The following is a 14974-nucleotide window of genomic DNA, read 5'->3' on the forward strand; positions in this document are numbered from 1 at the left end:
CTAACTGCCGGTCGCAGCCAGTGGCATCGCCTCGCGTACCTTGAGGGCATCACCCACCGCAAAGATCGTCGGCGCCGAGAGCGGAAACGCTTCAACCGCGCTGACGGCCTCGCCAATCGTGCCGCGCCAGATCTGTTCATCGGGACGCCCCAGGCTCCCCGCGATGATGGCCGGCGTTTCAAGGCTCATGCCCCTGGCGCTCAACTCCGCGACAATACCCGGTAGCGTCCGGCGGCTCATGTAATAGACCGAGGTGGTGGCCGGATCGGCCAGCGCCGCCCAGTTCAGCGTATCGGGCAAAACGCCCTTGCGCGAATGGCCGGTCACGAAGCGCACAGACTGCGCGTGATCACGATGGGTCAACGAGACACCCAGCCGGCTGGCGAGTGCGAGACCTGCCGAAATGCCCGGCACCACCGAAACGGCAATGCCGTGGCGTTCCAGCATTTCGATCTCCTCGCCCGCGCGGCCAAAGATCATCGGGTCGCCGGATTTCAGGCGCACAACATGCTTGCCCTGCCGGGCCAGGCTCAGCATCATGGCGTTGATCTCGTCCTGCGCGCAGCTTTCGCGCTGGGCCCGCTTGCCCACCAGCATGCGTTTGGCCTCGCGGCGGGCCAGTTCGAGCACCTCGGATGACACCAGATCGTCGAACAGGATCACATCCGCCGATTGCAGCGCCCGCACGGCCTTGATGGTCAAGAGCTCCGCATCACCCGGCCCGGCGCCGACAAGCGTCACGCGACCGGCGGCCGGGGTGGCGGGAAGATCGATGATTTCGTCACTGGCGCCGGGCGAACGGCTCTCAAACGCCCGGTCGGCCAGACGCTCCCAGAATGCGCGCCGCTGCGGCCCGGCGGCAAGCTGGTCCATGACCCTCGCGCGCAGTTTGGCGGCCAGTTGCGCCCATTGGGTCAGCGTTTGCGGTAGCAATGTTTCGATCCGGCGGCGGACGGCCTGGCCGAGAATTGGCGCGGCGCCGGCAGTGGAGATGCCGACCACGACGGGCGAGCGATTGACGATGGCCCCGAACTGGAACTGACAGAATTCGGGCCGGTCGATGACGTTGTACGGAACGGCAACGGCCTTGGCGGCGGCGACGAAGGCATGGGCCTCAGCGTCATCCTCGATATCGGCGATGGCCAGCGCGGCGCCCTCGAGATCGCCAGGGGTCCAGGGGCGGGGGTGGAGGATGATGGAGGTGGGCGCAAGCGCCGACAGTTCCTCACAGACGTCTTCCGCATATACATCCACCTGCGCCCCGGCCGCTGCCAGCAGTTCGATCTTCCAGGCGGCCGGCTCACCGCCGCCGATGACCACGACCCGCTTGCCGCGCAGGTCGAAGAAGACTGGCAGAACGGCGAGCTCTGCTATGCGCTTACTCGGCGGCGACGAGACGGTTTGCATCGACAATTCCCCTGATTTCGGCGCGGCAGGAGCCGCAATTGGTGCCGGCGCGGGTGAGGGCGCCAACCGCTTCGACACTGGTGCAGCCGTGGCGGGTCACGGCTCCGGTGATGGTGTTGATGCCGACCCCCATGCAGGAGCAGACAATGGCGCCACCATCGGGCCGGTCTGCGCCGGGTCGACCGGCAAGCACGATTGATGCCGTCAGGTCGGTTTCGGAGAGCAGGTCAACCGCCCATTGCCGCGACACCAGCACCGGATCGGGCGAGGTGTAGAGGGCGGCGAGAAGCCGACCGTTCTCGACCAGCACAAAGGCGCGGCGTCCGGAGCGCTCGTCGCGGATGGACTGGAATACCGCGTCCGTGCCGAATGTGTCGGCAAGGAAATCGGTCCAGTCCGCGGGCTCCTCGAACAAGGCAATTTCGGCACGATAGCCATGCGGCGCCGGGGCCAAGGCCCAGTAGTCGGTGCCGAGCGCCGGTTTCTGCGCTGCAACGAGGAACCCATAGAGCCGCACCCCGACCGGCTCGGCATGAACCTGCGCCATTTTCAGCGCCGGTTGTCCGGAAACTGGATCGGTCTTGCCAGTCACCAGGGTATCGACCCGGCCATTGCTGGCGAATTGGTCGGTCCAGTGCATGGGCACGAACAACTGGCCGCGTTGCTGGCGGTCGGTCACCAGCGCCCGAACCAGCGCCGAACCATGCCGATTGGTCAGTCGCACCAGATTGGCGCGGCGAATACCCAATGCGTTGGCGTCGGCCGGGTGAACTTCCACGAATGGCTCGGCCAGGTGTGCCGAAAGGCGGGAGGCCTTGCCGGTTCGCGTCATGGTGTGCCAATGGTCGCGCACGCGGCCGGTGTTGAGGATGAACTGCCCGGGCGCCGGGGCAAAGGGTGGTGGTGGCTGGACCGGCAGGAAACGCGCCTTGCCATCGAGAGTGAAGAATTTGCCATCGCCGAACATGCGGGCGGTGGGCTTTGAACGCACTGGCCACTGCACCGGCATCATGGTTTCGTAGTCGGCGCCGGACAGGCCGGAAAGATCGAAATCGCGGCTCCCGTCATTCTCGAAACCCGACAGGGCAACATGCTCGGCAAAGATCTGGCCCGGGCTGAAATAGCTGAAGGCAGCGCCATGGCCGAGGCGCTTGGCCACCTCCTTTATGATCCACCAGTCCGGCCGGGCCTCGCCGGGCAGGGGCAGGAAGGGACGTTGGCGCGAAATGCGGCGTTCCGAATTGGTCACGGTGCCGTCCTTTTCGCCCCAGCCGGCGGCGGGCAGGCGCACATGGGCCAGCTCCATGGTGTCGGTATGCCGGTTCATGTCCGAGACGACGACAAAGGGACAGGCCTTGAGCGCATCGCGCACCACATCGGCCTCGGGCATGGAGTCCACCGGATTGGTGGCCATGATCCAGACCGCCTTGATCTCGCCGCGCGCCATGGCGGCAAACAGGTCGACTGCCTTGAGGCCCGGACCTTGGGCCACGCTGTCGCTGCCCCAGAAGCGCGAGACGCGATCAATGGCTTCGGGCGTGAAATCCATATGGGCGGCCAGCATATTGGCGAGCCCGCCCACTTCTCGGCCACCCATGGCATTGGGCTGGCCGGTCACTGAGAACGGGCCCATGCCCGGCCTGCCAATACGGCCGGTGGCGAGATGGCAATTGATGATGGCGTTGACCTTGTCGCTGCCGGCGGCGGACTGGTTCACACCCTGCGAATAGACCGTGACGACCTTCTTGGTGCGGGCGAACAGGTCGTAGAAGCGCGAGATGGACAGCGGTGAGAGACCGGTGGCTTCCGCGACGCGAGCGATGTCCCAGTCCTCGGCTGTGAGCAGTGCCGCTTCATAGCCCGAGGTATAGGCACTCACATAGTCGCTGTCGGTGATGCCCTGTTGTTCGAGATGGGCCAGCAGCCCAACGAACAAGGCGCTGTCCCCATCGGGCGAGATCGGCAAATGTATCTCGGCAATATCGGCCGAGACGGTGCGGCGCGGATCGATCAGCACGATCTTCATGTCCGGGCGCGCCGCGCGGGCGGCCACGATGCGCTGATAAAGTACCGGGTGGCACCAGCCCAGATTGGAGCCAACCAGCACTATGAGATCGGCCTGTTCGAGATCTTCGTAATTGCCTGGTACGGTATCCGAGCCGAAGGCGCGCTTGTGCCCGGCCACCGAGGAAGCCATGCAGAGCCGCGAATTGGTGTCGATATTGGCCGAGCCGACGAAACCCTTCATCAGCTTGTTGGCCACGTAATAGTCCTCGGTGAGGAGCTGGCCGGAACCATAGATTGCCACCGAACTGGGGCCATGTTCGCTGATGGTCTGGTTGAAGCGGTTGGCGACTTCCTCAAGTGCTTTGTCCCAAGTGACTCTTCTGTCAGCGATTTCCGGGTGCAGCAGGCGCCCATCGAGCGACAAGGTTTCGCCCAGCGCCGAGCCCTTCGAGCACAGGCGCCCGAAATTGGCGGGGTGGTCCGGGTCGCCGGCAATGGTCACGCGGCCGTCTGGCTGTGGAGTGGCGAGCACGCCGCAGCCGACACCGCAATAAGGGCAGGTGGTGCGAACCGTATGCTGCTCCACCATATCTACTCCGCCGCCATCGCCATCAGCACGTCCGGGGCAATGTAGATGACGCCGCCATCGACCTTGACCGGGTAGGTGCGCACTGAGCCCTCATCGGCCCCCTGCGCCTCGCCGGTCTGGAGGTCGAACACCCAATTGTGCAGCGGGCAGGTGACCGAGGTGCCGTGGACAATGCCCTCGGCCAGCGGGCCACCCTTGTGCGGGCAGCGATTTTCAATGGCATAGACCTGATCTTCGGCGGTCCGGAAAACGGCAATTTTTCCCGAGGGGGTGTTGACGCATCGCGCACCGCGCACGGGAATGGCAGTCAGGCTACCAAGCTGGATCCATTCGGTCATGGCGATCACTCCGCTGCCACGGGAAGCCCGAATTCGGCCATGGCGGCGAATTCATGGGCGTCCTTGCCATTGACGCGTTCCTCCCAGGGATCGACCTGGGCAAACTGCTGGGAATAGACGAAGCGGTCGTAGTAATATTTGCGCTTGTCGAGGTCATCGATGATAGCGGCCTTGATGCTGTCATTGCCGACGCGCTTGGCCCATTTGTAGATGCGTTCGAGATAATGTCCCTGTTCGCGATAAAGCTGGGTGAGGGCAACGATGATCTCGAGCGCCTCGTCCTCGGTATTGGCATGGCCAATGACCTCGGTGCCCTTGATGTCGAGCCCTGCGGCACCGGCGAAGTGGATGTCGTAGCCCGAATCCACGCAGATCACGCCAATGTCCTTGCAGGTCGCCTCGGCGCAATTGCGCGGGCAACCCGACACGGCCATCTTGAGCTTTGCCGGGGTCCATGCGCCCCACATGAACTTCTCGATGCGGACGCCGAGGCCCGTCGAATCCTGGGTGCCAAAGCGGCACCAGTCCGAGCCGACGCAGGTTTTGACCGTACGCAACCCTTTGGCATAGGCGGCGCCCGAGACCATGCCAGCGGCATTGAGATCGGCCCAGACGCCGGGCAGGTCTTCCTTTCTGACGCCGAGCAGGTCGATGCGCTGCCCGCCGGTGACTTTCACTGCGGGGATAGCGAACTTGTCGGCCACATCGGCAATGGCGCGCAATTCCTTGGGGTTGGTCATGCCGCCCCACATGCGCGGCACCACCGAATAGGTGCCGTCCTTCTGGATATTGGCGTGCACGCGCTCATTGATGAAGCGCGACTGGTTGTCGTCCTCATATTCGCCGGGCCATTCAGCCACCAGATAATAGTTGAGGGCAGGGCGGCACTTGGCGCAGCCGCAACTGGTCTTCCACTCCAATTCCTGCATGATCGCGGGAATGGACTTGAGTTCCTTTGCCACGATCAGGCGGCGGACGGTGCCGTGGTCATGTTCGGTGCAGGGACACATCGGCTTGACGGCGGCCGGGTTGTAGCTGTCGCCCAGAGTGATGGCCATGAGCTTTTCGACCAGATGCGTACACGAGCCACACGAGGCCGAGGCCTTGGTGTGGGCGCGCACGCCATCGAGATCGGTCAGGCCCTTGGATGCGATCGTGCCGGTGATCGCAGATTTACAGACACCGTTGCAGCCGCAGATTTCTGCATCATCCGGCAAGGCTGCAACGGCCGCCATAGGGTCCAGCGCGGCTCCCCCCTGGTAGGCCTGTCCAAAGATAAGTGTGTCGCGCATGTCCCGCGTGTCGGTGCCCTTTCGGATCATGTCGAAGAACCAGGGGCCATCGGCGGTTTCGCCATAAAGCACCGCGCCGATAACGCGATCCTCCTTGAGCACCAGGCGCTTGTAGATGCCCGAATTGGCATCGCGCAGCACGATTTCCTCGCGGTCCTCGGCATCGGCGAAATCGCCGGCCGAATAGACCGACACGCCGGTCACCTTGAGCTGGGTCGCGGTCTGCACCGGGCGGAAGGCAGCATCGACCTTGGCCAGCGTCTTGGCCAGGATCTTGGCCTGGTCATAGAGCGGGGCGACCAGACCATAGACGATCTTCTCGTGCTCGACGCATTCGCCGAGCGCCAGCACATCGGGGTCCGAGGTGACCATCTGGTCATTGACCACGATGCCGCGTTCCACATGCAGGCCCGCATCGACCGCGATGCGCGTTTCAGGGCGGATGCCCACGGCCATAACCACGATATCGGCGCCATAGACCGTGCCATCTTCCAGCGCTACGGCCTCGACCCGCTCTTCACCGAGAATGGCCTTGGTCTGCGCCTTGCAGTGTACCTTGATGCCGCGGGCTTCCAGATCGCGCTGCAGGAGATAGCCGGCAGCCGGATCGAGCTGACGCTCCATCACATGGCCCATCAGGTGCAGCACCACCACTTCCATGCCGCGGGCGTTAAGCGCCGCAGCGGCCTCGAGGCCCAGCAGGCCCCCGCCAATCACCACGGCCTTGGAGCCGGCGCGCTTGGACACATCGACCATCCGGTTGACGTCGTCGAGATCGCGGAAGGCCATCACGCCGGGCAGATCCTTGCCGGGCAGGGGAATGATGAAAGGCGCCGAACCGGTGGCGATGATCAGCTTGTCATAGGGCGTTTCGCCATTTTTGGAGACGACCACCTTGCGGGCCCGGTCGATGCCAGTGACGGTTTCGCCGAACCGGGTATGCACGCCATGATCCCGATACCAGTCGGCATCATGGGTGATGATCTGCTCATAGTCCTTCTCGCCGGCCAGCACCGGGGAGAGCATCAGCCGGTTGTAATTGCCGCGCGGCTCGGCGCCGAACAGCGTCACGTCGAACCGGCCCGGGGCTTCCTCGAAGATGTGTTCCAGGGCGCGGCCAGAAGCCATCCCTGCACCAACGACGACCAGTTTTTCCATTGTCTCGTACTCCTGAATAAGGGTCAGGCCGTGCGCGCAACGAGCTGGCGCTCGTGGCGGCGGACGGCGGAGTGCATCCACCCCAGCGACAAAAGGATCAGGAAAAAGAGTGCCATGAAGCAGCTCGACCAGATGCCGGTAATGTCGTTGAGGAAACCGAAGAGAAGGGGCAGCACGAACCCGCCAAGGCCCCCGATCATGCCGACCAGGCCCCCCACCGCGCCGACATTGTCGGGGTAATAGGCGGGGATGTGCTTATAGACCGCGGCTTTGCCCAGGCTCATGAAGAAGCCGAGCACGAAGACCAGGCCAATAAAGGCGACGGGGCCGGTCTCAAAGTGGAAGCGCACGGGGCCATCGACCCCGGCAACGACCGAGTCCGTTGTCGGCAGCGCTAGGATGAAGGCACAAACCGCTGAGACGCCGAAGGTCCAGTAGAGCACCGTGCGTGCCCCGATCTTGTCGCTCAGCGTGCCGCCATAGGCGCGGAAGATGCTGGCGGGGATGGAATAGGCAGCAGCGACCATTCCGGCGGTCTTGATGTCGAAGCCATAGACCCCGATCAGGTAGCGTGGCAGCCACAGGGTCAGAGCCACGAAGGCGCCAAAGGCGAAGAAGTAATAGAGCGCGAAACGCCAGACCTGCACATTGCGCAGCGGCGCGAACTCGCTGGCCAGGCTCTTTGGCGTGTAGCCCTCGGCGCGGCGGCGGGCGATCACCGGATCATCCTCGGTGCCGAACCAGAAGACCGCTGCCATCACCACCAGCGCGGCGGCCCATACCACGGCCACCGACTGCCAGCCCCAGGCCAGCATCACGAAGGGCGCGGCGAATTTGGTGACGGCAGCGCCGACATTGCCGACCCCGAAAATGCCCAGCGCCGTGCCCTGCTTCTGCGCCGGATAGAAGCGCGACACATAGGCCACGCCAACCGCAAACGAGCCGCCTGCAAGACCCACGCCGAGCGCCGCCAGCAGCAATTGCTCATAGCTCTGGGCAAAGGCGAGGAGGAAGGTGGCGACCGCCGCCGCCAGCATGGTCAGGGTGAACACCAGCCGTCCGCCCTTGCGGTCGGTCCAGATGCCCAGCACGATGCGCGACAGCGAGCCGGTCAGCACTGGCGACCCGATCAACAGCCCGAACTGGGTTTCGCTGAGGCCAAGCTGATCCTTGAGGGAAACGCCGATGATCGAGAAGATCGTCCAGACGGCAAAGCACACGGTAAAGGCCACGGTCGACAGGCCCAGCGCGCGGTTCTGCTGCGGGGCGGATGTCGAATGTGCTGCTCTTGTTGCCTCTGTCATCGGATGGGACTCCGTTTCGAACTGAAAACAAAAAAGCCGCCAACTGACACGCCACCGATGCTGGACCGATGTGTACCTGTTGGCGACTTTGCCTTGGACGCCCGACCTTGGACGTCGACTATGTGAAGAGCGTCTTGGGAGGAGCTCTGCTGCTCCCATCTTTGCACGAACCGTGCCAAACTAGATCGGCGCCGGTTTTTCTTTTATTTTCAGTCGTTAAGCTGTTCGGCTTGGTTTCCCTCGCCATCGGCAGTGAGAACCACCACGCAGCAAAGGGCATCATGTTGCACAAATTTCGTGCATTGGATGGCTTTGGTTGAAAAGTGCATCATTACTGTGCAGCCTCTCTATTCCGCCGCCGCCAGCGCGGATGCCTTGCCGCGCTTGGCGCGAATGCGATCCAGCGTCTCTTGGTCTGGATTGGCACCGCCCTCATAGGCTTCGAGGAAATCGAGCAGTTCCTCGCGATAGGCGTAATAATCCTTGTGGGCCAACAGCGCCTTGCGCGAACGGGGGCGCGGCAAATCCACCTCCATGACATTGCCGATCCGGGCATTGGGCCCGTTCGACATCATCACCACCCTGTCGGCCAGCAAGATGGCTTCATCGACATCATGGGTGACACAGATGGCGGTAACTTGCGTGCGCGCCCAGACATCCATCAGCACGTCCTGCAATTCCCAGCGGGTGATACTGTCGAGCATGCCGAAGGGCTCGTCGAGCAGCAGCAGCTTGGGCGACAGGGCAAAGGCCCGTGCAATGCCCACGCGCTGCTTCATGCCATTGGAGAGTTCGGCGGCAGGCCGATGCATGGCATCGCCCAGTCCAACCCTGTTGAGATAATATTCGACCACGTCGCGCCGCTCGGCCGGGCTGGCAGTGGGATAGACGCGATCCACGCCCAGGGCGACGTTTTCGCGCGCCGTTAGCCAGGGCATCAGCGAAGGGGCCTGAAACACTACGGCTCGCTCGGGACCGGCCCCGACAACGTCCTTGCCATCGAGCACGACATTGCCGGCGGAGATGTCGTTCAGCCCCGCCACCATGGACAGCACGGTTGATTTGCCGCAGCCCGAATGGCCGATAAGGGTGACAAATTCGCCCTTCTTCATCTGGAAGTCGAAGCCATCGACCACAGTCAGCGGCCCCTTCGGCGTCGGATAGACCTTGGAGACTTCCTCGAAGCGCAGATAATCGTCCTGCGTGCCGGACGCCGCCGCCGCATTGGCATAGGCGCTGGGCAGGCGGGCCGATTTGCCGCGCGCTATGGGGGTGACATTGGGCAGGGCAATGTCGGCTTCGCCCGACGGATTGCGGCTGGCGCCGACATCCATGAGATATTCGGTGATCTCGCGCCTCAGGGTAATGAAGCGATCATCGCCATTGAGCTCGGCCCGGTCGCGCGGCCGCTCGATATCGACCCTGAAATGCGGACCAAGCGTTGCAGCAGGGCCGGGCGTCAGCGGGATGACCCGGTCAGCCAGCAGAATGGCCTCATCCACATCATTGGTGATGAGAATGATGGTCTTCTTCTCGGCCTGGGAAATCTGCGCGAACTCGTCCTGCAGCTTGGAGCGGGTGAGCGCGTCGAGCGCCGAAAGTGGTTCGTCGAGCAACAGGATTTCCGGCTGCATGGCCAGCGCGCGCGCCACAGCAACGCGCTGGCGCATGCCGCCGGACAGTTCGGCCGGGCGACGGTCTGCGGCGTGGCCCAGCCCGACCATCTCGACATAATGGCGGCGCAGCGCGAGCTTTTCGGCGCGCGACTTGGTTTTGTGTACGGCATTGACCGCCAGGTCGACATTGCCGGCCACGCTGAGCCAGGGCATCAATGAATAGGACTGGAACACGACGCCGCGCTCGGGGCCGGGGCCGCCGATCTCCTTGCCACGATAGATGACGCCACCCAGATCGGGTTCGATCAGGCCCGCCATCATCGAGATCAGCGTGGTCTTGCCCGCCCCGGAGAAGCCGAGAATGGCGACGAACTCGCCATCCTCGACGTCCAGATTGATGTCTTTGAGAATGTCGACGCGCTTGGCGCCGTCGCCAAAATGCTTGGCAATGCCGGAGAGCTGGAGAATGGGAGCCATTGTGCGGTCCTATCGCTTGCCGGAGAAGGTGAAGGCGGTCTGCAGGGTGAACATCACCCGGTCGAGCAGGAAGCCGATAATGCCGATGGTCAGCACGGCCACGATGATGCGGGCGAGCGAGGAGGATGAGCCGTTCTGGAATTCATCCCAGACGAATTTCCCCAGGCCCGGATTCTGCGCCAGCATTTCGGCGGCGATCAGCACCATCCAGCCAACACCGAGCGACAGGCGCAGCCCGGTGAAGATCAGTGGCAGGGCCGAGGGCAGCACCAGCTTGGTGATGGTGGTGGGTGTCGAAAGCTGCAGCACCTTGCCCACATTGACGAGGTCCTTGTCGATCGAGGCCACACCGAGCGCTGTATTGATCAGCGTGGGCCAGAGCGAGCAGAGGGTGACGGTGACCGCCGAAATGACCAGCGCCTTGGGAAAGGCGTCGCTGGCGTCTACATAAAGCGCCGACACCACCATGGTCACGATGGGCAGCCAGGCCAGCGGCGAGACCGGCTTGAACAATTGCACCAAGGGATTGAGCGCGCCGTTGAAAGGCTTGCTGAGCCCCGAGGCAATACCGAGTGGCACGGCGATGATAGTGGCGATCAGAAAGCCCAGACCGACGGTTTTGAGTGAGGTGACGATCTGGTCGAGATAGGTTGGCTTGCCGGTATAGGCGCGCACTTTGACGTCGTCCTCGCGGCCATCGGCGACCAGTTGGGCATTGCGCTCATCCTGGCGCACATAAAAGTCGGCTTCCTTCTCACGTTCGGCGACATGGTCCTGCCAAAGCGCGCCAGTCTGTTCCCAGACTTGTGCGGGGCCGGGAATGGCGCCGAGCGAGGTTTGCACCTGCGGCGCAAGCACCGCCCAGGCGAGCAGAAAGGCGCTGATGCCGAGCAGGGGGAAGAGCAGGCTGTCGCGCAGCTCGCCCATCTGTTCGCGGGGGTCGTCGCCAGCCGCAATCTTGAGCAGTGGCACCAGCCACCCCAGGCCCAATGCGCTGAGCCAGGCGGCAGAACGGTTGATGGCAGTGAACAGCTTCTGCCGGCGGTCGCCAGTAGTGGCGGGGGCTTCGCTTGCAAGGGTCATATTGCAGTCCTCAGGGCTGAGGGTGGCCGTCGCGCGGCCACCCGAGGATGTCAGTTGGCGGCAGCAACCACTTCGGCGCCGACGACGCTGTCGCCGGTTTTCAGGCCAATCGGAAGGCTGTCGATATAGGCGTTGGGTTTGGTGCCGTCATAGGTGACGCCGTCGATGAACTCGGCGGTCGGCTCACGGTAGCCGGTGCTGTCCCAGGGGAAATCGGCCTCATCCACATGGCCTTCTTCGACCAGCAGGCGCGCGGCCTCGAGATAGATTTCCGGCTTGTAGACCGACCTGGCGACTTCGTCATACCAGCTATCGGGCATATCCTCGGCCACCTGGCCCCAGCGGCGCATCTGCGTGAGGTACCAGACGGCATCCGAATAATAGGGATAGGTGGCAAAGTAGCGGTAGAACACGTTGAAGTCGGGCACTTCGCGCACATCGCCCGCTTCGAACTCGAACGTGCCGGTCATCGAGGCGGCGATAACCTCGGCGTCGGCACCGACATATTCGGAGCGTGACAGGATTTCGACCGCTTCGGCGCGGTTCGCATTGTCATTCTCGTCGAGCCACTTGGCGGCGCGGATCAGCGCCTTGGTGATCGCCAGCGTGGTGTTGGGATTGGTTTCGGCAAATTCGGCAGTAATACCGAAGACTTTTTCGGGATTGTTCTTCCAGATCTCGTAATCGGTGATGACTGGCACGCCGATCTTCTTGAATACGGCAGCCTGGTTCCAGGGTTCACCAACTGCATAGCCGTCAATGGTGCCCGCTTCGAGCGTTGAGGGCATCTGCGGAGGCGGGGTCACGGAGAGATAGGCGTCGGCCGCGATCTGGCCCGAAACATCCTCGGGCGAATAATAGCCCGGACTGATGCCGCCAGCGGCCAGCCAATAGCGCAACTCGTAATTGTGGGTGGAAACGGGGAACACCATGCCCAAATTGAACGGGCGGCCCTCGATATCGAACTCTTCGATCACCGGCTTGAGCGCGGCAGCGGAAATGGGGTGGACGGGCTTGCCCTCTGCATCCATTTCCAGATGCGGCTTCATCAGCTCCCACACGGCATTGGAGACGGTGATGCCGTTGCCATTCAGGTCCATGGAGAAAGGCGTGACGATATGGGCTTCGGTGCCATACCCAATGGTGGCGGCCAGTGGTTGGCCCGCAAGCATATGGGCACCATCGAGCGAGCCGGTAATCACACCATCGAGCAGTACCTTCCAGTTGGCCTGAGGCTCGAGCGTCACATAGAGCCCTTCGTCTTCGAAATAGCCAAGTTCATAGGCAATGGCGAGCGGGGCCATGTCGGTAAGCTTGATGAAGCCGAATTTCAGCTCGTCCTTTTCGACATCGAGCATGGCGGCGCTGCTGGCCGTGCTGGTCAGCAGGCCCAGGGCGAGACCGGCAAACAGCGGCGCGAGGCGGTGGCGTGGCGGCGTGGGGCAGGTAGTCGCAGTCATCATCGTCTCCGTGTTGTGTCGACAACCGGCGGCCTTGCGAATGCTCCAAAAAACAAACAAGCCGCCAACTGCACATGCGCTCCAATCTTTTGATCGGACGCTTGCCAGTTGGCGGCTTTGCCATTGGAGCGCCCGTCGTCGGACGCCGATATGTTATGAGCCGTCTTGGGAGGAGCTCATCCGCTCAACACATTGCACGAAGCGTGCCAATTGACCCGTCATGCGAAAAGTTTACTTAGATCAATAGCTTGGGGGGAATCGGTGGTCTTGTGGTCGGCCACGAAACTGCCCGTTGCGGCGGCATGTCACTAAATTAATGCCTACCTTGTGTGCAGTATAGTCGCCTGCACACAAATGAGGCTCAGGCTGTCGCCTGCGACTGGATATAGGCTTCGACCGCATCAGGGTCGAAAATCTGGCCGTCGAAAAACCGGTTCGGCCCCAGCTCGATCGTGCCGCCAATCGCGGGCACGGCGTGCTTGTCAGCCCGGTCGCCATCGACGCGCAGGTCCTGGGCGGGCACGGCGACGCCAAGCGGGGCGAGGGCGGCGCGATAGAGGTCGGGTCGGAAGGTGGCGGCGGCGATGGCTGCATTGGCGGCGCTGAACCCGACTTCGCCCCAGCGCACCATCTGGCTGTAATACCACAGGCCGTGGCTCTTCCAGGGAAAATTGGCGGCTCCGGCATGGGGCACATAGAAGTCCGGTATGCTCAGCTGTTGCGCCCCGCCATCGATCTGGCCGGTCAATGCGCGCGAGACAATCTCTACTGGCCGGTCGAGATAGGCTGGCGCGGCCATGATCTCCGCCGCGCGCAGATGGTTGGCGCTGTCCTGGCACCATTGGCCGGCGCGGTAGACAGCCCGAATGGTGGCGGCCACAAGGTCGGGGTTCTGCTCGGCCCAGTCCGAGCGCATGCCGACAGCCTTGTCGGGGCTCCACTGCCAGATCGATGACTTCGTGGTGGCAACACGCGCGCCGAAACTGGCCACGCCGACGCTGTTCCATGGTTCGCCGACGCAGTAGCCATCAAGGCCGCCGGCGCCCAGCGCTTCGGGCAGCAGGGGTGGGGGCAGCACCACGATTTCCACATCGTGGTCCGGGTCGATGCCACTGGCCGCCAGCCAATAGCGCAACTCGTAATTATGCGAGGAAGTCTGGTGTACCACGCCAAAGCGCAGCTTCCGGGTGGTGGAGCGGACAACCTGCGCCAGCGCCTGACCGGCTGGGCCGGCGGCCAGATCGCCGGGCGCACCCGCATCCGCCATGCGGGCCCAAAGATCCGCGCTCACGGTGATGGCATTATTGCCCAGGCCGGTCATCACCGGGGCGATCATCGGGGTTGCAATCGGGGTCAGGCCAAGATTGGCGGCAATTGGCATGGGCGCCAGCACCAGAGCGATATCAAAATGCCCCAGCGCAGTCCGGTCCCGGATATTGGCCCAGGAGGATTCGCGCGTCAGGCCCAGCGTGAATCCTTCCTCCTCGGCAATGCCCAGTTCATGCGCCAGCACCAGAAGGGCGCTGTCGAGCAGGGGAAGAAAGCCGGCGGTCAGGTGGGGAAGGGACATGGGTGTGCTCCTATGGCCCAAGCAGATTGGCGGCGGTGATCAGGCTCTGGGCAATATCGATCAGCCTGCGGTTCTGGTTCATCGCCGTCTTGCGCAACAGCGCATAGGCCTCGGGTTCGGAGAGGCCCTTGGTCTTCATCAAGATGCCCTTGGCCTGGTCGACGATTTTGCGCTCCTCAAGCGCGCTGCGCGCCTCTTCGAGCTCCCGGCTCAGACGCGAAAACGCATTGAAGCGGGAAATGGCCATGTCGAGGATCGGCTTGACTCGCTCTTTCTTGAGACCATCCACCACATAGGCAGAGACGCCCGCCTCGACCGCCTTTTCGATCATCGTGCCATCCGAGCGGTCGACGAACATGGCGATGGGGCGTTGAATGGCGCGGCTGAGTGAAAAGAAGTGTTCCAGCGTGTCGCGCTTGGGGTTTTCGAGGTCGATGAAGATCACATCGGGCATGGTCTGCGCGATAGTGCGCCCGACCTCGTTGACGTCGTGGATCACCGCCACGCGCGCATATCCGGCCTCACGCAGACCTTCCTCGATGATCGAGGCGCGAATGCGATTCTCGTCGATGATCAGAATGGACAGGTCGGGGCTCGGCATCTTGCGCACTTATGCCTTTGCTGAAAAAAAGCACAAGTGCACAAAATGCACATTTCCGATGCATTATTGCTT

Annotated in this window: 10 protein-coding genes; all 10 read right to left on the bottom strand. The window is 62.9% G+C overall.

Annotated elements, in window-relative coordinates; all coding sequences use genetic code 11:
- The 10 genes from cysG to GO014_RS00855 all read right to left on the bottom strand — a co-directional run bounded on the left by cysG (window position 1) and on the right by GO014_RS00855 (window position 14902).
- Window positions 1-1407, bottom strand: a complete 1407-nt coding sequence (cysG, locus tag GO014_RS00810) for a siroheme synthase CysG (RefSeq protein ID WP_157288737.1) — start codon at window positions 1405-1407, stop codon at window positions 1-3.
- Window positions 1379-4003 carry a nitrate reductase gene (locus GO014_RS00815; protein ID WP_157288738.1) on the bottom strand — a complete coding sequence of 875 codons (2625 nt, stop codon included), beginning with the start codon at window positions 4001-4003 and terminating at the stop codon, window positions 1379-1381. Before GO014_RS00815 ends, cysG begins: the two co-directional genes overlap by 29 nt.
- 2 nt (window positions 4004-4005) lie before the next feature.
- A complete protein-coding gene (gene nirD / locus GO014_RS00820; protein WP_157288739.1) occupies window positions 4006-4341 on the bottom strand; it encodes a nitrite reductase small subunit NirD in 336 nt (111 codons plus the stop codon).
- A gap of 5 nt (window positions 4342-4346) precedes the next feature.
- Window positions 4347-6791 carry a nitrite reductase large subunit NirB gene (gene nirB / locus GO014_RS00825; RefSeq protein WP_157288740.1) on the bottom strand — a complete coding sequence of 815 codons (2445 nt, stop codon included), beginning with the start codon at window positions 6789-6791 and terminating at the stop codon, window positions 4347-4349.
- Window positions 6792-6814: 23 nt separating this feature from the next.
- Window positions 6815-8095 (bottom strand): MFS transporter, encoded by a 1281-nt coding sequence (locus tag GO014_RS00830; RefSeq protein ID WP_157288741.1) that lies wholly within the window; start codon window positions 8093-8095, stop codon window positions 6815-6817.
- Between the two features lie 347 nt (window positions 8096-8442).
- Window positions 8443-10188, bottom strand: coding sequence for an ABC transporter ATP-binding protein (locus tag GO014_RS00835; RefSeq protein ID WP_157288742.1), 1746 nt, complete (start codon window positions 10186-10188; stop codon window positions 8443-8445).
- Between the two features lie 9 nt (window positions 10189-10197).
- Window positions 10198-11271, bottom strand: coding sequence for an ABC transporter permease (locus tag GO014_RS00840; RefSeq protein WP_157288743.1), 1074 nt, complete (start codon window positions 11269-11271; stop codon window positions 10198-10200).
- Window positions 11272-11321: 50 nt separating this feature from the next.
- Window positions 11322-12731 carry a CmpA/NrtA family ABC transporter substrate-binding protein gene (locus GO014_RS00845; RefSeq protein ID WP_157288744.1) on the bottom strand — a complete coding sequence of 470 codons (1410 nt, stop codon included), beginning with the start codon at window positions 12729-12731 and terminating at the stop codon, window positions 11322-11324.
- Between the two features lie 361 nt (window positions 12732-13092).
- The gene (locus GO014_RS00850; RefSeq protein ID WP_157288745.1) at window positions 13093-14301 is read right to left on the bottom strand and encodes a CmpA/NrtA family ABC transporter substrate-binding protein; all 1209 of its coding nucleotides are present in this window, start codon (window positions 14299-14301) and stop codon (window positions 13093-13095) included.
- Window positions 14302-14311: 10 nt separating this feature from the next.
- Complete coding sequence (locus tag GO014_RS00855; protein ID WP_116589837.1) at window positions 14312-14902, bottom strand: ANTAR domain-containing response regulator; 591 nt, start codon at window positions 14900-14902, stop codon at window positions 14312-14314.
- Between the last annotated feature and the right edge of the window lie 72 nt (window positions 14903-14974).

It is taken from the genome of Devosia marina, from assembly GCF_009758415.1.
GTDB classification, from domain to species: Bacteria; Pseudomonadota; Alphaproteobacteria; order Rhizobiales; family Devosiaceae; genus Devosia; species Devosia marina.

Bases quoted from the DNA above. Each gene is read 5' to 3' on its own strand.
- cysG (WP_157288737.1), bottom strand. From the start codon at position 1,407: ATGCAAACCGTCTCGTCGCCGCCGAGTAAGCGCATAGCAGAGCTCGCC.
- GO014_RS00815 (WP_157288738.1), bottom strand. From the start codon at position 4,003: ATGGTGGAGCAGCATACGGTTCGCACCACCTGCCCTTATTGCGGTGTC.
- nirD (WP_157288739.1), bottom strand. From the start codon at position 4,341: ATGACCGAATGGATCCAGCTTGGTAGCCTGACTGCCATTCCCGTGCGC.
- nirB (WP_157288740.1), bottom strand. From the start codon at position 6,791: ATGGAAAAACTGGTCGTCGTTGGTGCAGGGATGGCTTCTGGCCGCGCC.
- GO014_RS00830 (WP_157288741.1), bottom strand. From the start codon at position 8,095: ATGACAGAGGCAACAAGAGCAGCACATTCGACATCCGCCCCGCAGCAG.
- GO014_RS00835 (WP_157288742.1), bottom strand. From the start codon at position 10,188: ATGGCTCCCATTCTCCAGCTCTCCGGCATTGCCAAGCATTTTGGCGAC.
- GO014_RS00840 (WP_157288743.1), bottom strand. From the start codon at position 11,271: ATGACCCTTGCAAGCGAAGCCCCCGCCACTACTGGCGACCGCCGGCAG.
- GO014_RS00845 (WP_157288744.1), bottom strand. From the start codon at position 12,731: ATGACTGCGACTACCTGCCCCACGCCGCCACGCCACCGCCTCGCGCCG.
- GO014_RS00850 (WP_157288745.1), bottom strand. From the start codon at position 14,301: ATGTCCCTTCCCCACCTGACCGCCGGCTTTCTTCCCCTGCTCGACAGC.
- GO014_RS00855 (WP_116589837.1), bottom strand. From the start codon at position 14,902: ATGCCGAGCCCCGACCTGTCCATTCTGATCATCGACGAGAATCGCATT.